Origin of the sequence: Pseudomonas sp. NPDC086581 (assembly GCF_044746165.1) — a bacterium.
Classification (GTDB): domain Bacteria; phylum Pseudomonadota; class Gammaproteobacteria; order Pseudomonadales; family Pseudomonadaceae; genus Pseudomonas.
This window is the reverse complement of sequence record NZ_JBIVBR010000014.1, coordinates 75,048-95,890: the sequence shown is the minus strand read 5'-3', so window position 1 is coordinate 95,890 and position 20,843 is coordinate 75,048. Positions and strand designations below refer to the sequence as shown.

Sequence of the window (20,843 nt, the reverse complement as noted above, 5' to 3'; positions counted from 1 at the left end):
GGATTAATCCTTGGTCACGCGGTTGACTTCTTCGAGGCTGGTGATGCCTTGCATGGCCTTCATCAGTCCCGAAGTGCGCAGATCGTTGAAGCCTTCTTTGCGGGCCTGTTCGGCGATCTGAATGGAGTTGCCTTCCTCCATGATAATCCGCTGCAGGGCTGGCGTGATTTTAACCACTTCATAAATACCCAAGCGTCCCTTGTATCCGCCCTTGCAATTGTCACACCCGACCGGTGAATACAATTTGAAGGTTCCGATCTTTTCCTCGGGGAAACCTTCATGGAGCAGGGCTTCCCGCGGAACGTCGTGTTCCTTCTTGCAGTGCGGGCAGAGTTTGCGAGCCAGGCGCTGGGCGATGATGAGGTTGGTGGACGTTGCCAGGTTGAAGGAGGCGACGCCCATGTTCAGCAGGCGGGTCAGGGTTTCGGCAGCGCTGTTGGTGTGCAGGGTCGACATCACCATGTGACCGGTTTGCGCGGCCTTGATGGCGATCTCGGCGGTTTCCAGGTCGCGGATCTCGCCGACCATGATCACGTCCGGGTCCTGACGCAGGAAGGCGCGTAGCGCCTGGGCGAAGTCCATGCCCTGCTTGGGGTTGACATTGACCTGGTTGATCCCTTCCAGGTTGATCTCCACGGGGTCTTCTGCTGTGGAGATATTGATATCCGGAGTGTTGAGAATATTGATGCCGGTGTAGAGTGAAACCGTCTTGCCCGAACCGGTCGGGCCAGTCACCAGAATCATGCCTTGCGGTTGCTTCAAGGCTTCCAGATAGAGCTGTTTTTGTGCCTCTTCATAACCCAGCGCATCGATCCCCATCTGTGCACTGGACGAGTCGAGAATCCGCATTACGATCTTCTCTCCCCATAGCGTAGGCAGAGTGTTGACGCGGAAGTCGATGGACTTGGTCTTGGAAACCCGCATCTTGATGCGCCCGTCCTGCGGCTTACGGCGCTCGGAGATGTCCAGACCGGCCATGACCTTCAGACGTGCGGAAATACGACTGGCCAATTGGATCGGCGGTTTGGCCGTCTCGTGAAGCATGCCGTCGGTACGGAAGCGCACGCGGTAGATTTTTTCGTAGGGCTCGAAGTGCAGGTCAGAAGAGCCGCCCTTGATGGCGTCCAGCAGCATCTTGTTGACGAAGCGAACTACTGGAGCGTCGTCAGCGGCGTCGCCAACAGCATCGTCCTTGGGCTCGGCATTACCGCTTTCGATGTCAAGTCCATCAAGGTCCACATCGCCCAGATCATCCAGGCCGCCGGCTACGCTCTCGAAGATCTTTTCGATCATCTCGCCGAGCTTGTCATCCTCGACCAGAATGGCTTCGGTGGTCAGGCCCGTACTGAACTGAACATCGGTAATTGCCTGATGATTGGTCGGGTCGGACAGGCCTACGAACAGCTTATTGCCGCGGCGCCAGAGTGGGATCACGCGATGCTGGCGGATGAGCTTCTCAGTGACCAGTTCCTTAGGAATTGACTCTCGGTCGATGCCAGAAAGGTCGCAATAGGCGATGCCGAACTGATCCGCAGCCAGTTCCGTCAGCGGACGGCTTTTTACCAGCTTGTTCTGCACAAGGTAGGTAACCAGCGACAGCTTGTTCCGTTGCGCCTGGAGTTGCGCCTGCTGGGCGCTCTTCTCGTCCAGCAGTTCGGAGTGCACCAGTTGGCGGGCGAGGCCGGAGAGCACGACTTGATCGTTCATACAGAGATGGCCGAATGATGTATTGCATGCCTTATATCGTAGATGCTCGGTGGAGCCAAACCGGGTTATTTGGAGTGCCAAAATTTGTCACTTGCTGCGAAAAATCGTACGGCACATGGCCGGTATTTCGTGCAGCGCCCGCCGGATGCGGTGTATGACGAGCTGGCATGGAACCTGCTTCTTTCAAGCTTAGGTCCTACGACCTCTTCTAAAAACCTGGAGAGAATTATGAAAGCTCAAAAAGGCTTCACTCTGATCGAACTGATGATCGTCGTGGCGATCATCGGCATCCTGGCCGCCATTGCCCTGCCGGCATATCAGGATTACACCAACAAAGCCAAAGTTTCCGAAGTAGTTCTGGCTGCAAGCTCGGCGCGTACCTGCGTGACTGAAATCGTTCAGTCCAGCAGCGCGTCCAACCTAGATTCCTGTGCTAGCAGCTTCACCGCGACCAAGTACGTTTCTGGTCTGAGTGTTGGTGCGACTTCGGGTATCGTAACTGCTACCGGTACTGGCTTCAGCGAGGCTGTCAGCGTCGTTCTGACTCCGACAATTACTGGCAACGCGATCAGCGAGTGGAAGTGCACCGGTACCCCGGTCAAGTGGATGCCGGGCTCCTGCCGTTAATCTCGGCTATGTAGATCGAAAGCCCCGCTCCGGCGGGGCTTTTTCTCATGTGTAAATCGCTGACGAACATCGATGTCGAAAGTTAATAGTCATTCGCTGAAATTCTGGCTCGCACTCGTCTTTCTTTTGGCGGTAACGCTCTATCTTCGGCCGTACTACGGCATTCGTCATGACAGTATTTTGTACTTGGGTCAAGCTTATCTGAACACTGCTCCCGACGTGTTCGGGCAGGACCTTTTCTTCCAGTATGGCAGTCAGGCCAGTTTCACGCTGTTCCCGGCAATGGCCGGCGCCTTGCTCTCCCACTTTAGTGCGCCGCCCTTGTTCCTGGGCCTGACGTTGTTCGGTTTGTTTGCGTTTGTCCTGGCCTCTGCCTTTTTCGCCCGGCATTTCTTTTCCTGGGAACGCACATGGTGGAGTTTGTTGGCACTGCTCATTCTGCCGGTTACGTATGGTGGGTTCAGGGTTTTCAGCTATTCTGAGAGTTTCTTTACTGCTCGTAGTCTGGCCGAGCCTTTGCTGATTGCCGCCATGGCATTTGGTGTTCGGCGCCGCTACTTGCTGGTCATACCGTTCTGGGGGCTGGCCGCCTTATTACATCCCTTGCAGGCACTGGCCGTACTGCTTGTTGCCTGGTGTTGGCTGCTCAGCTTCGATAAGCGCTGGGTTCTGGCGTTGCTACCGGTAATCCTGGGCACTGCCGCGTTGGCGGCTTTATATCCTGATTCGAGTGTCCTGGCTCGTTATGACGCCCAGTGGCTGGAGTGGATAGAGACGCCCAACAAGCAAGTATTCCTTTCCCTCTGGGACTTTTCATCCTGGTCGGCGTTGCTGGTCCAGCTGTTCCTGCTCATCCTTGTTTCTGTGAATTTTTCAGGGGCCGTCCGCCGAGTTTCGCTTGTGCTGTTTGCCGCCACTTTGCTGGGGTGTGGGCTGAGCCTTGCGTTGGTGGACGGGCTCAAGTTGGTGTTGCCGACCGGTCTGCAATTGTGGCGTGTAACCTGGGTCAGCCAATGGTGGGTTGCCCTGTTGTTGCCTCACCTTCTGCTGGTTTTCTACAGGAAGAGCGGCCGACTTTCTCCGGATATCGCTCTTGTAATCATTGCGGTGATTCTAGGGTTCACTCAGGGCGTCGCGCCGCCTTATGCGGTCCCTGCTCTCATTGCTGTTTACTTTGCCATGGATTATTGGGGAGCAGACCTCAGGCCGCGCTCGCTGCGCTTGGTCGAAATGGGGCTTTGGCTTGCTCTGCTAGTCATTGGCCTCAAGTACGCCTCCTTCGTCTGGAGTGTTCAAGACAAGGCCGAACTTTCTTGGGGGGGCGTTCGCCTTGGATACATGCTCTTGGCTTTTCCGTTGTTCTCCGGGTTCCTGGCTGTTGCGGCCATCGCGCTCTGGAAGCGTTCCGGAAAGATAGTTCAGGCGCTCTACGGCATTGTAGGTGTTCTTTTTCTGTTCTTTGCCATGAGCTCCTGGGATCAGCGGTCGGAGTGGACTCACTATGTGGAGTCCCAAGATGCACTGAACCCTTTTGGTGAAGAGCTTCGAATGGGAGTGCAGGTCTATTGGCAGGACGAGCTTCTGGCGCCTTGGCTGGTACTGAGACGGCCTAGTTACTTTAGTGGCGCGCAAAGTGCTGGGTTGTTGTTCAATCGCGGTACGGCCGAAGAGTTCTATCGCCGTAGCAGGGTTACGCAACTGCTTGAAATGCAGACGCAGGTGTGTGATCTGGTGAATGGTCTCAATAGCAGCGGGGCTTGCTTGATCGATGTATCTGCCCTGAAGGATGCCTGCAAGCGGGGAGAGGGCCAGCTCGGATACTTGGTCACATCTGCCAAGGTGGAAGGGTACGAAGGGGCTACATGGCGCCTTCGCCGCTCAGGGAAAAGCGACTTCGTCTATTACCTTTATGACTGTCAGGGATTGGCGCCAGGCTTAGCAAATCGCTGAGAAGGAGAAGCAACATGGAGTTGTTGGCAAGGCTTGATAGTTTTCGGCACTCGTTGGTGAGAGCTGAGTTCTTTCGCTACTTTCTGGTCTCGCTCGTAGCGTTTTTCGCGGACTACTCAATATTCTGGAGTTCACTGCGGGGGCTGGGCTTTGGCTGGGCGCTTTCGGCGTCGGTCGGGTTCGTTTTTGGTGTTGTTGTCGCCTACATCCTCAGTGTTTTCTGGGTTTTCCGATTTCGAGTCTATGAGAGTAACTACGCCAAGGAATTTCTGGGGTTCTTTCTGATCGGCGTGTTCGGCCTATTGGTGACTCAGGCGAGCTTGTGGATCGGAATCTACAAGGCTGAGTTGACTCCAGAGCGCTCTCGCCTCCTCGCGGCCGGTATTACCTTTGCTTTCAATTTCATCGTGCGCAAGATCTTTTTATTCGTGAGGAAGATATGAATAAGCAGCAGCCTGTAGTGATTGTCGGGGCTGGCCCAGCAGGCCTGACTGCTGCACTGGAGCTGCAGTCGGCTGGCTTTTCCAATGTGCTTGTCATTGAGGCGGATACACAGGTTGGCGGTATTTCTCGCACCGTCAACTACAAGGGCAATCGAATTGATATCGGCGGACATCGATTCTTCTCCAAGTCGGATTGGGTAATGCAATGGTGGAACCGTTTGCTTCCGCTTGCCCCGGATAATAGCGAGTCAGCAGTTCTGCAATATCAGGGCATGTCCAGACCGTTGCCAACATTCGTGGGGCTGGCCCGCGGGCCCGTTGAGAATCGCGACGATGTCATGCTGCTGCGCGAGCGCCTGTCGCGAATCTACTTTGGCAAACGCTTCTTCGATTATCCCCTGAAACTCAATCTGGACAGCCTGCGCAAGCTTGGTTTGCGCAAGACAGTGGTTTTTGGCATCAGCTATGTGCTGGCCAAGATCAATCCAGTGAAACCCGAGAACACGCTGCAGGATTTCCTCATCAACCGTTTCGGGCAGAAGCTATACCGACAGTTCTTCAAGGAATATACCGAGAAGGTCTGGGGAGTTGGCTGTGACGAGATCAGTGCTGAGTGGGGAGCTCAGCGGATCAAGAGCCTCTCCATTCTCGGTGCCCTCGCGCATGCGCTGAAGTCGATGCTCGGCCTTGAGGGCAAGACGAAGCACACTTCGCTGATCGAGAGTTTCATTTATCCCAAGTTCGGCCCTGGACAGATGTGGGAGCTGGCAGCGCGCCGCTTCGAGGAGGGTGGTGGGCGCTTGGAGATGCGTAGCCGAGTCACTGCGGTGAACTATCAAGATGATCGGGTCAACTCGGTGGAGTATGTCGACTCCAACGGCAATCTCCATCAGGTGGCCAGCGCCTACCTGATCTCTACAATGCCCGTCAAAGAATTGGTCCATGCGCTCCGAGGCGGCGTCGGTGAAGAGGCGCGCGCCATTGCGGCCGGCTTGGAGTACCGAGACTTTATTACCGTAGGGCTTCTCTACCACAAGGATGAACTGGTCAATCAGTTACAGGACAACTGGATCTACATTCAGGAGCCTGGAGTGAAGGTGGGGCGCGTCCAGGTTTTCAATAATTGGAGCCCCTATATGGTCGCCGACCATGACACCGTCTGGCTTGGGCTGGAGTTTTTCTGCAAAGACACCGATGAGTTGTGGGGCATGGACGACGAGACGCTCTCCGCACTCGCTCAACGGGAAATGCAGGAAATCGGTCTCACCAGATCTGGCGCTGCCCGCGATGCCGTCGTCATTCGTGTACCCAAGGCTTATCCCGGCTACTTTGGTGAGGCCTACCAGAAGTTCGACAGGCTGCGCGATAGTTTGGATGCGGTAGATAACCTCTTCCTGATCGGCCGTAATGGGATGCACCGTTACAATAACCAGGATCACTCCATGCTTACTGCCAGAGAGGCGGCCAGCCAGATATCGACAGGAAAGATCGATAAGTCGCGTATTTGGGCTATCAATATTGATGACGAATACCATGAGCAGAAGTAACGTCGGCAGGGGCATGGTTGCCTGGGCCTGGAAGAGCTGCTAGCTTACGCCCGCCGCCGGTGTAGCTCAGTCGGTAGAGCAGCTCATTCGTAATGAGAAGGTCGGGGGTTCGATTCCTCTTACCGGCACCAGCTTCAACAAAAAGCCCCGCTTTCGAGCGGGGCTTTTTGTTTTCCGATTCGAAGAAAAGTCAGGCGTAGCCGCTGGGGTTCTGGCTCTGCCAGTTCCAGGCGTCGCGGCACATGTCTTCGATGTCGCGGGTGGCGTTCCAACGCAATTCCGCGCCGGCCAAAGTTGGGTCGGCGTGATAGCTGGCAATGTCGCCATCGCGGCGGGGCAGGAACTGGAAGGGCAGTTCGCGGCCGCACGCCTTTTCGTAGGCGCGGATGATCTCCAGCACGCTGTAGCCACGGCCGGTACCGATGTTGAAGGTCTTCGCGCCGCTGGCGCCGTCCAGCCAGCGCAGGGCGCTGAGGTGGGCGTTGGCCAGGTCTACGACGTGCAGGTAGTCACGCACGCCAGTGCCGTCCGGGGTGGGGTAGTCGTTGCCGAAGACGCGGATGAAAGGCTGCTTGCCGGTGGCGACCTGGGAGATATAGGGCATCAGGTTGTTGGGGATGCCGTTGGGGTCTTCGCCGATGCGTCCGCTGGCGTGGGCACCCACCGGGTTGAAGTAGCGCAGGATGGCCATGGTCCACTGCGGGTCGGCGTGGGCGATGTCGCGCAGGGCGATTTCCGCCATCAGCTTGGATTGGCCGTAGGGGCTGGCCGGGCCGGTGGGGGCGTCCTCGCGGATCGGGCTTTCGGCTGCCAGGCCGTAGACCGTGGCTGAAGAGCTATAGATGAAGCGCTTCACGCCATGGCGTTGCATGACCTGGCAGAGGGTGACGGTGCCGGCGAAGTTGGTCTGGTAGTAGGCGATGGGATCGGCGACCGATTCGGCGACGGACTTCAGGCCGGCAAGGTGAATGGCGGCATCGATCTCGTGTTCACCAAACAGTCGGTCGAGGACGGCCTCGTCACGGACATCGCCTTTCACGAAAGGGATTGCCTGGCCGGTGAGTTGCTCGATGCGTTGCAGCGGGATGGGCGAGCTATTGCTGAGGTTGTCGAGGACGATGGGGTGGAAGCCCTGCTCGATCAGTTCCAGGCAGATGTGGGAGCCGATGTAGCCACAGCCACCAGTCAGCAGAATCCTTTTCGTCATGATCGCGCTCTTGCTCTCTTCGCTGTTTGCCGATTCGTGAGCGTCTGAGTATGTCAGAGGCACAGGAATCGGCACTATCAGGGGCGGCGTGAACGCGAGTAGGAAATTTTACAGGCTCAGCCGCATCGACAGATCCAGCGCCTTGACGTCCTTGGTCAGGGTGCCGATGGAGATGTAGTCCACGCCGGTCTCGGCGATGGTGCGCAGGCTGCTCTCGGTGATACCGCCCGAGGCTTCCAGCTTGGCGCGGCCGGCAGTGAGGGCGACGGCGGTGCGCATGTCGTCCAGGCTCAGCTCGTCGAGCATGACGATATCGGCGCCGGCCTCCAGCGCCTGGCGCAGCTCGTCCAAGTCTTCCACTTCGATCTCCACCGGTTTGCCGGGGGCGATCTGGTGAGCCGCTGCGATGGCCTGGGCGATGCCGCCGCAGGCGGCGATGTGGTTTTCCTTGATCAGGAAGGCGTCGTACAGGCCGATACGGTGGTTATGGCAGCCGCCACAGGTGATCGCGTACTTCTGCGCCAGGCGCAGGCCGGGCAGGGTCTTGCGGGTGTCGAGCAGCTTCACGCCGGTGCCATCCACCAGATCGGCATAGTGGCGGGCGCGGGTCGCGGTGCCGGAGAGCAGCTGGAGGAAGTTCAGCGCGCTGCGTTCGCCGGTGAGCAGGGCGCGGGCCGGGCCTTCCAGGGTGAACAGGGTCTGGTCCGCGCTGACCTGCTCGCCGTCGCGGACCTGCCATTTCACCTGTACGCGCGGGTCGGCCTGGCGGAATACCTCGTCGACCCAGGCGGTGCCGGCGATGACGGCGTTCTCGCGGGTGATGATGCGGGCGCTGGCGTCGCGCTCGGCGGGGATCAACTGGGCGGTGATGTCGCCGCTGCCGACGTCTTCGGCCAGTGCGGCGCGGACGTTGGCCTGGATTTCCCCGGAGAGCTCGGCGAGGGTGAGGTTCGGCATGGAAGGCTCCTGTTCGCAGTGGCGCGATTATACGGGCGACAGCGCGCGGCGTGCAGGGCAGGGTGTTTTTTGGACCTCCGTGCGAACTGTCGGACGGACGGCGGGCGCTTCAGTGTGAATTTCTTCAAGAATGCGTGAAATGTCTCTTGGTTGTGTAGGAAGCTTCCCTATAATGACGTTGAACCTTTCCGCTTTTTGACGCCACTAAATTGACGTTACGGATGACGCTTCGATGACTGTTGGTGCCGCCAGACAGGTCTGACGGCAGGAGACTTGCGATGCAGAACGACGCGAACGTAGTGCCGCTGAACAAGCCGGCCACGGAGCCCTCGCAGAATTCGTTCGCTGGACGCATTCCGGCGGGGCTCGTCGCTGTCCGCGATAAGGTCGCCGTCCAACTGCGTCATGCCATGCAGGCCCTGTTCGACAACGCCGATGACACCCTGTTCGAGATGGCCGATCGCGCCGCCAACAACGCGGAACAGAGCGCCTACTTCGAAGCCATGCGTGACCTGCGCCTCAAGCGCAAGGGTATCGAGCGTGGCGTGCTGCAGAAAGTCTTCGAGAACTTCGCCAACCTGAACCAGTACGAAATCGGCCGCGCGCCGGCGCTGGACACGGTTTCCTACGAGAATCTCACCCTGGTGCAGAACGACGAGCTGGAAGAGTCCGTCGCCCTGGATGCCATGGTTGCCAAGGTGATGAGCCGCGATGGTGTCGCCCTCACGCACCTCACCACCCGCTTCAATACTCTGGTCAGCAAGAAGGTCGAGGACAAGAACAACCCGCTGGGTCCGCGCCAGCTGTGTGAGGCCTTCCTCGATGCCTGCCGTGGTCTGGGCGTGGAGATCAAGGTCAAGCTGATCATCCTCAAGCTCTTCGAGAAGTACGTGCTGGCCGACGCCGAGCATCTGTACGCGGAAGCCAACCAGACGCTGATTGCGCTGGGCGTGCTGCCGGAGCTGAAATCCGTCCCTCTGCGCCGTCCGCCGCAACGTACCGTGCCCAGTGGCCAGGGTGCAGCGCCGTCCTCTGCCGCCGCTGATGCGGGCGAGCAGGGCGCCACCGGTCAGTACATGGATGCCGACAGCCAGGCGGCGTTCGCGGCGCTGCGCGACCTGCTCTCGCAAGTGCGCGGCAGTGCCGCCCCGACTCGCTCCATGCCCGCCGATGCGGTGCCGATTTCCAGCAATGACCTGATGCGCCTGTTGTCCCACCTGCAGTCGCATCTGCCGGCGCAAAGCATCGACGAGATCGACGTGCGTCAGCACCTGGATCACCTGCTGACCCGTGTCAGCAGCAAGAGTGGCCGTTCCCGCGTGGTCGGCCAGGTGGACGAGGACGTCATCAACCTCGTCTCCATGCTCTTTGAATTCATCCTCGACGATCGCACCCTGCCGGATTCGCTCAAGGCCCTGATCGGCCGCATGCAGATCCCGATGCTCAAGGTTGCAGTCCTCGACAAGACGTTCTTCAGCCGTGGCAGCCACCCGGCGCGTCGCCTGCTCAACGAGATCGCCTCGGCCGCCTTGGGCTGGGCCGAGCAGTCCGATGGCCAGCGCGACCACCTGTACCAGAAGATCGAGCAGGTGGTGATGCGCCTGCTGAACGACTTCGTCGATGACCCGGCCATCTTCTCCGAGCTGCTCGACGAGTTCATCTCCTTCACCGGCGACGAGCGCCGTCGCAGCGACCTGCTGGAGCAGCGCACCCGCGATGCTGAGGAAGGCCGTGCGCGCGCCGAACTGGCCCGCCAGGACGTGGAAGGCGTGCTAAATGAGCGCCTGCTGGGTCGCACCCTGCCCGAAGTGGTGGTGCGCCTGCTGCAGGAGGCCTGGAGCCAGGTCCTGCTGCTGACCTGCCTGAAGCACGGCACTCACTCCAGCGAGTGGGAAGCTGCGTTGGCGACCATGGATGGCCTGATCTGGAGCGTGGAGCCCCACGAAGATCCGGATTCGCGCCTGCGCCTGCTGGAAATGGTTCCGCAACTGCTCAAGTCGCTGCGCGAGGGTCTGGCTTCGGCCGCCTTCGATCCGTTCTCCACCGGCGAATTCTTCAGTCGCCTGGAGGGGCTGCATGTGCAGGCCTTCCAGCGCTACAAGCAGGTCGAGGAATCTCCGCTGCTCGATCTGGAAGACGACCTGCCGCTGCTCGACGACCCGCTGGATGCGCCGGCAGCCGTCGCGCCTGCTGCTGCACAGCCGGCCATGGTTGCCGTAGTCGAGGAGATTGTCCTCGCCTCGCCGGAGCCGACCTCTGCCCTAGAGCCTGAGGAGGCCTTTGCCGACGACGATGAGTCGCTGCGCAAGGTCGACGACCTGCGCGTCGGCAGTTGGGTGGAAATTCAGGAAGACGAAGAGCACAAGCTGCGCTGCAAGCTGGCTGCGGTAATTCGCCCGAGCGGTCGCTACATCTTCGTCAATCGCACCGGCATGAAGGTGCTGGAGAAGACCCGCATGAGCCTGGCCGTCGAGTTCCGCCGCAACGCCGTGCGCCTGCTCGACGACGCGCTGCTGTTCGATCGCGCCCTGGAGTCGGTGATCGGCAACCTGCGGCGCCTGAAGAACGCCTGAGAACCTGCTTGCGATCTGCTGCGCGTCGCCAACTGCGTTGAAATCGGTCTCGTTCTGCTCTAGCTCGCGAGATCGTAAGCAGGCTCTGAGCCCGCTGGCCGCGTGCCAGCGAGTTCATTTCCCCCGTCGCCTGCTTTAGAGTGGGGCTCTGCCAAGGAGTCTCCATGCAGATCGACCCCGAATCCGGCTGGTGCCTCGAAGCCCAGCGCTGCCCCTCGCCGAACTTCAACGCGCGCCCCGACGGCGAGGAAGTCTCGCTGCTGGTCATCCATAACATCAGCCTGCCGCCCGGCCAGTTCGGTACCTGCAAGGTGCAGGAGTTCTTCCAGAACCGCCTGGACGCCGATGAGCATCCGTACTTCGCCAGCATCTGCAGCCTGACCGTCTCGGCGCATTTCCTCATCGAGCGCGATGGTTCGCTGTTCCAGTTCGTTTCCTGCAACTCGCGCGCCTGGCATGCCGGCGTGTCGCGCTTCGACGGCCGGGAGAACTGCAACGACTTCTCCATCGGCATCGAGCTCGAAGGCACCGATACCGAGCCTTACAGCGAGCGTCAGTACGAGGTGCTGGCTCAGCTGACACGGCAATTGCGCAAGGTGTACCCGGCTATCACCCCGGAACGCATCCAGGGCCACTGCGATATTGCCCCGGAGCGCAAGACCGACCCGGGCGAGGCGTTCGACTGGACGCGCTACTTTGCCGATATTGGCGCCGGCCTGAAGAAGGAGCCGACATGAGTTTCCTGGTGCTGTTGCTGGTCCTGCTGGTCGAGAAGTTCTCCGGTTGGCGCGCAAAGGTTCAGCGCGACGGCTGGTGGCTCGGCTGGCTGGATGCCGTGGGCGGCGTGAAGTCGCTGGTGGCGCAACCCTGGCTCGGCCTGCTGGTGGCGGTCCTGCCGCCGCTGCTGTTGCTGGCGCTGCTGCTGACCCTTCTCGAACCGGTCGCCTATGGCCTGCTGGCGCTGCCGGTGCAGTTGCTGGTGGTGGTCTGGAGCCTGGGGCGCGGCGACGTGCTGCGGGCCATCGGGCCGTTCCGCGATGCCTGGCGCCGCGAGGATGCCCAGGCCGCCTATCACGTCGCCGAGCGCGACCTGGGCGTGCAGGTGCAGGCAGACGGTGACGACGACCTGCTGGCCGTGGTGCAGGGCACGCTGGTGTGGGAGGCCTACCAGGCCTTCTTCGCCGTGATCTTCTGGTACGCGCTGCTCGGCCCGGTGGCTGCGCTGGCCTACCGCCTGCTCGCCATCGCCGCCGAGCAGGCGCGCCAGCCGGAACTGCGCGAGCGCACCGTGCAACTGCGGCATGCCTTCGACTGGTTGCCGTCGCGCGCGCTGGTGCTGAGTTTCGCCCTCGTAGGCAACTTCGTCGCGGTGACCCGCACACTGCTGCATGACCTGCTTGCCTGGGACGTACCTGCCGCTCGTCTGCTGGCCCGCGCCGGCTATGTGGCCGAAGACTTCAACGAAGGTGGCCTGGGCGCCAAGGGCGTCGCCAGCCTGGATGCGCTGTGGCAGCTGCTGGTGCGCTCTGCCGTGCTCTGGTACGCCATCTTTGCGGTGTGGACGCTGCTGCTCTGATCCCGCGAATCGGGCCGGCGCCCGCCGGTCCGATGATGGCATTTTAACCTTAAGTTACAGAACTCCCCGCCGATATCAGGTACACATCGCACTCGAAGCGTGAGGTGACGGCCGCTGCACGACAGTGGCCGCTCTGGTGAGCGCGCGCGGCGACGACCCGTCCAGGGGCGCGCTGCACCATCCCCGACAAGCAACATAACAATAACGGGAACAGGAGACGTCTTTCGTGAGGACCGTGCTCTATCCGGCCATCGCGCTGATGAACCGTCTGAGCTTCGGTATGAAGTTCAGCCTGATCAGTGTGCTGTTCTTTCTGCCGATGCTGATTACCAACTTCTACCTGGTGCGCGACTCCTACGGGCAGTTCGTCAGTACCCGCGCCGAACTGGAAAGCCTGTCGCTGATCAGCGACGGCCTGAAGATTCGCCGCCACCTCGAGTCCTACAACGACCTGTTGCAGATCAATGGGATTCTCGGACAGTCCAACAAGTCCGCCGGCATCGATTCGCGTATCGGCCAATTGCACAAGGACCTGCAGGCACAGATCGGCGCTTTGCAGCCGGTCACGCAGGACGCCGAGCAGATCGCCGAGTTCAATGCCAAGCGCGACGAACTGCTGGCCAGCTTGAAGGGTGTGGACGCCGAGGGTTCGCTGCAGAGCAAGTCGGCCATGGCCGCGCGCCTGCTCAGCGAAGTGCAGGTCTTCAACAAGCTGCTGGTATCCCAGGCCGGCCTGAGCCAGGACGACGCCCGCGACCTGCGCCAGCTCGCCGAGCTGATCACCTCCGGTACCCCGCAGGTTACCGAAACCCTCAGCCAGGGGCGCACCATGGGGGCCAGCGCGCTGGGGCAGGGTTTCCTCAACTCTTCCACCAGCGGCAAGCTGGATGACCTGCTGCAGGAGCTGGAGAAGCTGCACGCCGAGTACGGGCTCAAGCTGCAGGAAGCCCTGGGCGCGAGCCCGGCGGCGCAGAGCGCGCTGTCCGACGACGCCCAGGCGAGCCGCGAAACGATCAAGAGCATGGGCAAACTGTTCGAGGACAAGGTGGTGATGGCCGACACCCTCGACACGCCGTGGCTCGACTTCTACGAGCAGGTCAGCAAGGCGATGGATCAGACCTATCGCCTGGATGACCATGTCCTGCAATTCTTTGATGGCCAGTTGCAGTCCCGCCTGGCCAGCAAGCAGCGGCAGATGGTGCTGCTGGTCGTCGCTCTGCTGGTGGTGTTCGTCTCCATCGTCTACCTCTACGGCGGCTTCTACGTTTCCACCCGCACCACCCTGAAGAGCCTGGGCAAGATGATGGAGCGGGTTGCCGCTGGCGACATGACCGTCAATTTCCAGGCCCAGAGCCGCGATGAGTTGGGTGAGCTGGGCGATGCTTTCAATCAGACCGTTTCGAAGATCCACGACCTGATCGAGCAGGTCGGTCGCACCGTCAGCGAGGTGGAGCGGCAGACCGTGCGAGTGGAGTCGGTGTCCGCTGAAAGCAACCAGGCGGTGGCCGGCCAGCGCAACCAGATCGAGCAGGTCGCCACGGCGATGAACCAGATGGCCGCGACCGCCCAGGAGGTCGCGCGCAGTGCCGCCGTGGCGGTGGGCAGCGCGCACAACGTGAACCAGGAAACCACCAGCGGCCGGGCCCTGGTGGAGTCCCAGGTGGGCAGCATCCAGCGCCTGGCTGGCGAGATCGACGAGTCGGTGGCGGTGATCAACCAACTGGCCGCCGACAGCGCCTCCATCAGCCGTGTATTGGACGTGATCAAGGGCATTGCCGAGCAGACCAACCTGTTGGCGCTCAACGCTGCCATCGAGGCTGCGCGCGCCGGTGAGCAGGGCAGGGGCTTCGCGGTCGTGGCCGACGAAGTACGTACCCTGGCCAAGCGCACCCAGCAGTCCACCGAAGAGATCGAGCAGATGATCGCGCGCCTGCAGAACGGCGTGGGCGCGGCGGTGAAGGCCATGGGCAGCAGTCACCAGACCGCTGACGGTACCGTCAGCCAGTCGGCCCAGGTACAGCAGGCGCTGGAGAACATCCTCCAGGCGGTGGGCGCCATCGTCGACCAGAACCAGCAGATCGCCGCCGCAGCCGAGCAGCAGACCGCCGTGGCCCATGACATCGACCAGAACATCGTCGAGATCAACCAAGCCGGCGAGCGCACCTCCGAAGGCGCCAGCGAGACAGAGCGTGCCAGCCGCGAACTGGCTGGGCAGGTGGTGGAACTCAAGCGACTGATCGGCGCGTTCCGCGTCTGATCGTCACTGACTCCGGGGCGGATGCTGTGATCCGCCCCGTTACCAGGTTTTCGCCAGCAGGCCGATGTCCGTGGGTCGCACGGATGCACCCCATCTCACGGGCATCGGTTTGTCGGTGAATCCGCTTGCCGGCTTCCTGTAGGAGCGAGCAACCGCTCAGCTCCAGCCGAACAATTCCATCGCATTGCGCGTGCTGGCGCTGGCCAGCTCATCCGCGCTGACGCCCTTGAGCTCCGCCAGCGCCGCGCAGATCTCCGGCAGGTGCTCCGGGCTGTTGCGCACGCCGGGGTACATCGACGGCGCCATGTCCGGCGAGTCGGTCTCCAGCACGATGGACTCCAGCGGAATCTCCGGCACCACCTTGCGCAGGCGGTTGGCCTGCGGCCAGGTCGGCGCGCCGCCCAGGCCCAGGCGGAAACCCAGCTTGAGGTATTCGCGGGCTTCCTCGCGGCTGCCGGCGAAGGCGTGGATGATGCCCTGGCGCGCGGGCCTGTAGCGCTTGAGCGTGGCGATCATCGCCGCGTGGGCGCGACGCACGTGCAGCAGCACCGGCAGCTCGAAATCGATGGCGATGCGCAGCTGTTCCTCGAAGATGGTCTGCTGGCCATCGCGGTCGAGGTCTTCCAGGTAATAGTCCAGCCCGATCTCGCCGACCGCGCAGAGCTTCGGGTGTCCGGCCAGGCGCTGCAGCCACTCGCGGAGCGCTGTCAGATGTTCCGGCCGGTGCTGTGCCAGGTAGATCGGGTGCAGTCCGAGGGCGGCGTACAGGTCAGGCTCGGTTTCCACCAGCGCCCAGACGTCCTCCCAGTTCTCGCGGAACACTCCCAGCAGCACCTGTCGCTCCACACCCAGCTCGCGGCTGCGCTGCAGCACGGCGGCGCGGTCCTGCTCGAAGTCCGGGCAGTCGAGGTGGTTGTGGGTATCGATCAGGCGCATCGGTTCACTCCGTGCGCAGCTTGAGGTTGCGCGGGATCGGGTGGACGCCAGGGGTGTAGCTGTTCTGTTCGATGGCGGCCAGCGCCAGGTCCAGCGCGCGCTCGGCGATCAGCGCGTGCTGCTGGGAAATGGCGTTGACCTTCAGCGGCACGAAGTCCAGCAGTTGGGTATCGCCGAAGGTGGCGATGCGCAAGTCCGCCGGCCAGCCGTTGGGCAGGGCCTGGAGCACGTCGAAGACGCCCTCGAGCAGCACGTAGGAGGTGGTGATCAGCGCGTCGGGCAACTGCCCCTGGCCGGCCAGCAGCTCTTCCATCAGGCGGCGGCCGCAGGGGCGGCTGAAGGTCTCGCCGTGCTCGATCAGCACCTGGCCCTGGTAGTCGCGCAGCGCACTGCGGAAGCCTGCGGCGCGCTCCTGGGAGATGATCAGCTCCGGTCGTGCGCCGAGCAGGGCGATGCTGCGCGGCGCCGGCTTGAGCAGGCTGGCGGTGAGACGCTGGCTGGCGTCGCGGTCGTCGCTCACCACCGAGCAGAAGCGTTGCGGGTCGAGTTGGCGGTCCACGGCAATGATCGGCACGCCGTCGGCCTGCAGGCGCGCGTGGCTGTCGTCCACACTGGGCAGGCAGCTGGCGACGATCAGTGCGTCGCAACGTCGCGCGCGGAACAGGTTGAGTACCTGGCGCTCGGTGTCCGGTTCGTCGTCGGAGCAGGCGATCAGCAGCTGGTAGCCGCGTGCCCGGGCGCCCTGTTCGAGCAGCTTGGCGAGCTTGGCGTAACTGGGGTTTTCCAGGTCCGGCAGGATGAAGCCCAGAGTGCGGGTCTGCCCGCGGCGCAGGCTGGCGGCCTGCTGGTCCGGGTGGTAGCCGTGCTCCTCGATCACCGCGCGCACGCGCTCCACCGTGGCGGCGCTGATGCGACGCTGGACGGCCTTGCCGTTGATCACGTAGCTGGCGGTGGTGACCGAAACACCGGCCAGGCGGGCGATATCAGTGAGTTTCAACGCGGGATGCTGCCGACAATTGGGGGCTTCAAGGATCACGCATTATCGAGTAACGTGCCAGTCTCAATAGGTGAAACGATTCAGCATTGCGCACGCAGTATTGCCTGAACCCTGTTCCTGCGCCGCAACTTCTAAGCTGATCACCGTACAAGCGGATAACCGCCCCAGCGCCGGCGCGTGCGAACGCCGGTGAGGAGACAAGCGATGCTCGAATTCAACGCGCAGCAGGTCCGCATGGGCCAGCGCGCTGCCGACAAGCAGGCCGCCCTGGCCATGCTCGGCTCTGCCCTCGAAGACGACGGCCTGGTTGCTCCGGGCTACCTCGCCGGGATACAGGCCCGCGAGGCGCAGGGCTCCACCTACCTCGGACAGGGCATCGCCATCCCCCACGGCACTCCGGACACGCGCCATCTGGTGCAGCGCACCGGCGTGCGCCTGATGCACTTCCCCGAGGGCGTGCAATGGGGCGACGGGCAGACCGTTCACCTGGCTATCGCCATTGCCGCCAAGTCCGACGAACACCTGCGCCTGCTGCAACTGCTCACCCGTGCGCTGGGTGACGGCGAGGTAGGTGCGGCGCTGCGTGCAGCGCAGAAGCCCGAAGACCTGCTGCAGTTGTTGCAAGGTGGGGCGTCGCAGCCGTTGTTGTTCGACGAGCAACTGGTCGGGCTCGGTGTCGCGGCCGAGGATTTCGACGAACTGGCGCTGGTCGGCGCCCGCCGCCTGAAGAAGGCCGGCTGCGTCGTGCCCGGCTTCGCTGCCGCGCTGCACGGCCAGGAAGCCCTGCCGCTGGGCGCCGGGCTCTGGTGGCAGGACAGCGAGCAATGCGTCACGCGACCCGGCCTCGTCTTCGTCACCCCCATGCGCGAGCTGAGCCACGCCGGCCAGCCGGTGCGCGGCCTGTTCTGCCTGGCTCGCCAGGGCGATGCCCATGAAGCGGTATTCGCGCGCCTGTGCGACCTGCTGGTGGATGGCCGTGCCGGCGAGCTGGCGGGTACCACTTCCGTTCGCGCGGTGCTTGAGGCCCTGGGCGGCGAATTGCCGGTGGACTGGCCGAGCATCCGTGTTCCGCTGGCGAACCCCCATGGTCTTCACGCCCGCCCGGCGCAGGTGCTGATGCTGCTGGCGCGGGACTTCAGCGGGGAAATCCGCGTGCGCATCGCCGAGGGCGACAGCGCCCCGGTGTCGATCCGTAGTCTGAGCAAGCTGCTCAGCCTCGGTGCGCGACGTGGGCAGATGCTGGAGTTCTTCGCCGAACCGGAGATCGCTGACGCTGCGCTGCTTGCCGTCCGCGTGGCAGTGGAACAGGGGCTGGGCGAAGAGGTCGAGCCGCTGCCGGAATCCCTCGAACCGGTCGTCGAAAGCGTCCAGTTGGACGAGCAGGAATTGCAGGCCGTGCGGGCTCCCGAAGCGGGCGCGCAGCTCCAGGCCATCCCCGCGTCGCCGGGGATTGCCCATGGCCCGGCCTACGTGCAGGTCGCCCGTGCCTTCGAGTTCGACGCGCGCGGCGAGTCAGCGGAAGCCGAACGCCGGCGCCTGGACGAGGCGCGCACGGCCATCAGCCGGGAGATCGAAACCCTGGTCGAGCGCAGCCAGGTCAAGGCGATCCGCGACATCTTCGTCACCCACCAGGCCCTGCTGGACGACCCCGAACTGCTCGCCGAGGTGCAGGCGTGGCTGGTCGAGGGCGCCAGCGCCGAAGCGGCCTGGAGCCAGGTGATCGAGCGCGTGGCCGGCGAGCAGGAGGCTCTGCGTGACGCGCTGCTGGCCGAGCGTGCGGCGGACCTGCGCGACGTCGGTCGGCGGGTGCTGGCGCGCCTGTGTGGCGTCGAGAGCGCCGTGGAACCCGGCGAGCCCTACATCCTGGTGATGGATGAAGTCGGCCCGTCCGACGTGGCGCGACTGGACCCGGAACGCGTGGCTGGCATCGTCACCGCGCGCGGCGGTGCGACTTCGCACAGCGCGATCATCGCTCGCGCGCTGGGCATTCCTGCATTGGTGGGCGCCGGGGCAAGCGTGCTGGCGCTGGAGTCCGGCACGGCCCTGCTGCTGGATGGCGAGAAGGGCGAGCTGAGCATCGCGCCGGATGCGCAAATGCTGCACGTCGCCGCGATCCAGCGCGACCTGCGCCAGCGCCGCGCTGAACAAGCCGAGGCGCGCCGTCATGAGCCGGCAGTCACCCGCGACGGCCATACCGTGGAAGTCTGCGCCAACCTCGGCGACACCGCCGGTGCAGCGAAAGCCGTGGAGCTGGGCGCTGAAGGCGTGGGCCTGCTGCGCACCGAGTTCGTCTTCATGGACAACCCACAGGCGCCGGACCAGGTGACCCAGGAGCTCGAATACCGCCGCGTCCTCGACGCCCTCGAAGGCCGCCCGCTGGTGGCGCGCACCCTGGATGTGGGTGGCGACAAGCCGCTGCCTTACTGGCCGATCCCCGAGGAAACCAACCCCTACCTGGGCATCCGTGGCGTGCGTCTCACGCTGCAGCGCCCGCAGATTTTTCGCACCCAGCTGCGCGCCTTGTTGACTGCCGCCGCCGGCCGCCCGCTGCGCATCATGTTCCCCATGGTCGGGCAGGTGGAAGAGTGGCGACAGGCCCGTGATCTCACCCTCGAACTCTGTGCGGAGCTGGGCGGCGAGCATGATCTGCAGCTGGGCATCATGGTCGAGGTGCCGTCCGCCGCGCTGCTGGCGCCGGTGCTGGCGCGCGAGGTGGACTTCTTCAGCGTCGGTACCAATGACCTGACCCAGTACGCGCTGGCCATCGACCGTGGCCACCCGAGCCTGTCCGCCCAGGCCGATGGCCTGCACCCGGCGGTGCTGCAACTGATCGACATGACCGTGCGTGCCGCCCATGCCCACGGCAAGTGGGTGGGGGTGTGCGGCGAGCTGGCTGCCGACCCGCTGGCGGTGCCATTGCTGGTTGGATTGGGAGTGGACGAGTTGAGCGTCTCGGCGCGCAGCATTCCCCTGGTGAAGGCGCGGGTCCGCGAGCTGGACCTGCCGACTTCCCGCGAACTGGCGCAAGCCGCCCTGACCCTGTGCTCGGCGGCGGACGTTCGCCAGAGTGTCGCCCTCGCGCTGCCGGAGATGCACTGATGGCCCGCATCCTGACCCTGACCCTGAACCCCGCACTGGACCTCACTGTGCGTCTGCCGACGCTTGCGCCCGGCGAGGTGAATCGCAGCGAGTCGGTGCTCAGCCAGGCCGCCGGCAAAGGTGTGAACGTCGCCCAGGTGCTGGCCGACCTTGGGCATTCCCTGACCGTCGCCGGCTTCCTCGGTGCGGACAACGCGCAGCCTTTCGAGGCGCTGTTTCGCCGACGCGGCTTCATCGACGCTTTCGTCCGTGTGCCGGGCGAAACCCGCAGCAACATCAAGATCGCCGAGGGCACCGGACGCATCACCGATATCAACGGGCCCGGCCCCGAGGTCGGTGAGGCGCTGCAGGACGCGTTGCTGGATCGCCTCGACCTGGTCGCCGCCGACTTCGAGATCGCCGTGGTTGCCGGCAGCCTGCCGCGCGGAGTCGATCCCCAGTGGCTGCGCGAGCTGTTGCTGCGCTTGCAGGGGCATGGCCTGAAGGTCGCCTTCGATTGCAGCGGCGCTGCGCTGCGCGCGGGCATCGAGGCCGCGCCCTGGCTGATCAAGCCCAACGACCAGGAGCTGGGCGAGGCCTGTGGGCAGCTCGCCGGCAGCACCGAGGAGTTGGCCGCGCAGGTCGAATCGCTGCGAGCTCGTGGCATTGAGCAGGTGGTGCTTTCCCAGGGCGCGGAGGGCGTGCGCTGGTTCGGCCCGCAGGGCGTCTGGCAGGCTGTGCCGCCGAAGGTGGAGGTGGCCAGTACGGTGGGCGCAGGTGATTCCCTGCTGGCCGGCATGGTCCATGGCCTGCTCGCAGGCTGGCCGGCCGAGCGCGTGTTGCGCCAGGCCACGGCGGTGGCGGCGCTGGCGGTCACTCAATTCCAGTTCGGCATCGGCGATGCGCAGCGGCTCCAGCGCATCGAAGACGCGGTGCAGGTTCAGGCGCTGGCTCCTGTCCAGTCCTGAGCGATAGAACAACAAGAGGT

The 20,843-nt window shown here is 63.1% G+C and carries 15 protein-coding genes, 1 tRNA gene and 1 pseudogene; 12 read left to right on the top strand and 5 right to left on the bottom strand.

Going from position 1 to position 20,843, the window contains the following annotated elements:
• Window positions 1-3: 3 nt before the first annotated feature.
• Window positions 4-1,707: a type IV-A pilus assembly ATPase PilB gene (gene pilB / locus ACIPK7_RS25240; protein ID WP_401090906.1), complete on the bottom strand. Its 1,704-nt coding sequence runs from the start codon at window positions 1,705-1,707 to the stop codon at window positions 4-6.
• A gap of 228 nt (window positions 1,708-1,935) precedes the next feature.
• Between pilB and ACIPK7_RS25235 the strand changes: the two genes are divergently transcribed.
• The 5 genes from ACIPK7_RS25235 to ACIPK7_RS25215 all read left to right on the top strand — a co-directional run bounded on the left by ACIPK7_RS25235 (window position 1,936) and on the right by ACIPK7_RS25215 (window position 6,405).
• Window positions 1,936-2,334: a prepilin-type N-terminal cleavage/methylation domain-containing protein gene (locus ACIPK7_RS25235; protein WP_401090904.1), complete on the top strand. Its 399-nt coding sequence runs from the start codon at window positions 1,936-1,938 to the stop codon at window positions 2,332-2,334.
• 72 nt (window positions 2,335-2,406) lie between these two features.
• Window positions 2,407-4,284 (top strand): hypothetical protein, encoded by a 1,878-nt coding sequence (locus ACIPK7_RS25230; RefSeq protein ID WP_401090902.1) that lies wholly within the window; start codon window positions 2,407-2,409, stop codon window positions 4,282-4,284.
• Window positions 4,285-4,298: 14 nt separating this feature from the next.
• On the top strand, window positions 4,299-4,727 hold the full coding sequence (locus ACIPK7_RS25225; protein ID WP_401090900.1) for a GtrA family protein: 429 nt from the start codon (window positions 4,299-4,301) through the stop codon (window positions 4,725-4,727).
• A complete protein-coding gene (locus ACIPK7_RS25220) occupies window positions 4,724-6,274 on the top strand; it encodes an NAD(P)/FAD-dependent oxidoreductase (protein WP_401090898.1) in 1,551 nt (516 codons plus the stop codon). The genes ACIPK7_RS25225 and ACIPK7_RS25220 overlap by 4 nt, the downstream gene beginning before the upstream one ends.
• Before the next feature lie 55 nt (window positions 6,275-6,329).
• A tRNA-Thr gene (locus ACIPK7_RS25215) sits at window positions 6,330-6,405 on the top strand.
• A gap of 59 nt (window positions 6,406-6,464) precedes the next feature.
• On the opposite strand, the gene galE is transcribed toward ACIPK7_RS25215, so the two are convergent.
• Window positions 6,465-7,481: a UDP-glucose 4-epimerase GalE gene (gene galE, locus ACIPK7_RS25210; RefSeq protein ID WP_401090896.1), complete on the bottom strand. Its 1,017-nt coding sequence runs from the start codon at window positions 7,479-7,481 to the stop codon at window positions 6,465-6,467.
• 108 nt (window positions 7,482-7,589) lie between these two features.
• The gene (nadC, locus tag ACIPK7_RS25205; protein ID WP_401090894.1) at window positions 7,590-8,438 is read right to left on the bottom strand and encodes a carboxylating nicotinate-nucleotide diphosphorylase; all 849 of its coding nucleotides are present in this window, start codon (window positions 8,436-8,438) and stop codon (window positions 7,590-7,592) included.
• 278 nt (window positions 8,439-8,716) lie between these two features.
• Here nadC and ACIPK7_RS25200 point away from each other — a divergent pair, with 278 nt between their 5' ends.
• The 5 genes and pseudogenes from ACIPK7_RS25200 (at window position 8,717) to ACIPK7_RS25180 (ending at window position 14,844) form a co-directional block, all read left to right on the top strand.
• Window positions 8,717-11,011 carry a DUF1631 domain-containing protein gene (locus tag ACIPK7_RS25200; RefSeq protein ID WP_401090892.1) on the top strand — a complete coding sequence of 765 codons (2,295 nt, stop codon included), beginning with the start codon at window positions 8,717-8,719 and terminating at the stop codon, window positions 11,009-11,011.
• A 164-nt stretch (window positions 11,012-11,175) separates the two neighbouring features.
• Complete coding sequence (gene ampD / locus ACIPK7_RS25195) at window positions 11,176-11,748, top strand: 1,6-anhydro-N-acetylmuramyl-L-alanine amidase AmpD (RefSeq protein ID WP_192431645.1); 573 nt, start codon at window positions 11,176-11,178, stop codon at window positions 11,746-11,748.
• Complete coding sequence (gene ampE, locus ACIPK7_RS25190) at window positions 11,745-12,587, top strand: regulatory signaling modulator protein AmpE (protein WP_192431644.1); 843 nt, start codon at window positions 11,745-11,747, stop codon at window positions 12,585-12,587. Before ampD ends, ampE begins: the two co-directional genes overlap by 4 nt.
• 259 nt (window positions 12,588-12,846) lie before the next feature.
• Window positions 12,847-13,986, top strand: a pseudogene (locus ACIPK7_RS25185) (HAMP domain-containing protein); the annotation flags it as partial.
• A gap of 144 nt (window positions 13,987-14,130) precedes the next feature.
• Window positions 14,131-14,844, top strand: coding sequence for a methyl-accepting chemotaxis protein (locus ACIPK7_RS25180; protein WP_401091001.1), 714 nt, complete (start codon window positions 14,131-14,133; stop codon window positions 14,842-14,844).
• 156 nt (window positions 14,845-15,000) lie between these two features.
• Here ACIPK7_RS25180 and ACIPK7_RS25175 read toward each other — a convergent pair whose 3' ends face one another.
• Window positions 15,001-15,780, bottom strand: a complete 780-nt coding sequence (locus ACIPK7_RS25175) for a TatD family hydrolase (protein WP_401090890.1) — start codon at window positions 15,778-15,780, stop codon at window positions 15,001-15,003.
• A gap of 4 nt (window positions 15,781-15,784) precedes the next feature.
• Complete coding sequence (gene cra, locus ACIPK7_RS25170) at window positions 15,785-16,777, bottom strand: catabolite repressor/activator (RefSeq protein ID WP_192431641.1); 993 nt, start codon at window positions 16,775-16,777, stop codon at window positions 15,785-15,787.
• Between the two features lie 204 nt (window positions 16,778-16,981).
• Between cra and ptsP the strand changes: the two genes are divergently transcribed.
• Together ptsP and pfkB are read left to right on the top strand one after the other, a co-directional pair.
• The gene (ptsP, locus tag ACIPK7_RS25165) at window positions 16,982-19,876 is read left to right on the top strand and encodes a phosphoenolpyruvate--protein phosphotransferase (RefSeq protein ID WP_401090888.1); all 2,895 of its coding nucleotides are present in this window, start codon (window positions 16,982-16,984) and stop codon (window positions 19,874-19,876) included.
• On the top strand, window positions 19,876-20,823 hold the full coding sequence (pfkB, locus tag ACIPK7_RS25160) for a 1-phosphofructokinase (protein ID WP_401090886.1): 948 nt from the start codon (window positions 19,876-19,878) through the stop codon (window positions 20,821-20,823). Before ptsP ends, pfkB begins: the two co-directional genes overlap by 1 nt.
• Window positions 20,824-20,843 lie beyond the last annotated feature (20 nt).

Excerpts from the sequence above, each read along its gene's own strand:
- pilB (WP_401090906.1), bottom strand. The coding sequence starts at position 1,707 with ATGAACGATCAAGTCGTGCTCTCCGGCCTCGCCCGCCAACTGGTGCAC.
- ACIPK7_RS25235 (WP_401090904.1), top strand. The coding sequence starts at position 1,936 with ATGAAAGCTCAAAAAGGCTTCACTCTGATCGAACTGATGATCGTCGTG.
- ACIPK7_RS25230 (WP_401090902.1), top strand. The coding sequence starts at position 2,407 with ATGTCGAAAGTTAATAGTCATTCGCTGAAATTCTGGCTCGCACTCGTC.
- ACIPK7_RS25225 (WP_401090900.1), top strand. The coding sequence starts at position 4,299 with ATGGAGTTGTTGGCAAGGCTTGATAGTTTTCGGCACTCGTTGGTGAGA.
- ACIPK7_RS25220 (WP_401090898.1), top strand. The coding sequence starts at position 4,724 with ATGAATAAGCAGCAGCCTGTAGTGATTGTCGGGGCTGGCCCAGCAGGC.
- galE (WP_401090896.1), bottom strand. The coding sequence starts at position 7,481 with ATGACGAAAAGGATTCTGCTGACTGGTGGCTGTGGCTACATCGGCTCC.
- nadC (WP_401090894.1), bottom strand. The coding sequence starts at position 8,438 with ATGCCGAACCTCACCCTCGCCGAGCTCTCCGGGGAAATCCAGGCCAAC.
- ACIPK7_RS25200 (WP_401090892.1), top strand. The coding sequence starts at position 8,717 with ATGCAGAACGACGCGAACGTAGTGCCGCTGAACAAGCCGGCCACGGAG.
- ampD (WP_192431645.1), top strand. The coding sequence starts at position 11,176 with ATGCAGATCGACCCCGAATCCGGCTGGTGCCTCGAAGCCCAGCGCTGC.
- ampE (WP_192431644.1), top strand. The coding sequence starts at position 11,745 with ATGAGTTTCCTGGTGCTGTTGCTGGTCCTGCTGGTCGAGAAGTTCTCC.
- ACIPK7_RS25180 (WP_401091001.1), top strand. The coding sequence starts at position 14,131 with ATGAACCAGATGGCCGCGACCGCCCAGGAGGTCGCGCGCAGTGCCGCC.
- ACIPK7_RS25175 (WP_401090890.1), bottom strand. The coding sequence starts at position 15,780 with ATGCGCCTGATCGATACCCACAACCACCTCGACTGCCCGGACTTCGAG.
- ptsP (WP_401090888.1), top strand. The coding sequence starts at position 16,982 with ATGCTCGAATTCAACGCGCAGCAGGTCCGCATGGGCCAGCGCGCTGCC.
- pfkB (WP_401090886.1), top strand. The coding sequence starts at position 19,876 with ATGGCCCGCATCCTGACCCTGACCCTGAACCCCGCACTGGACCTCACT.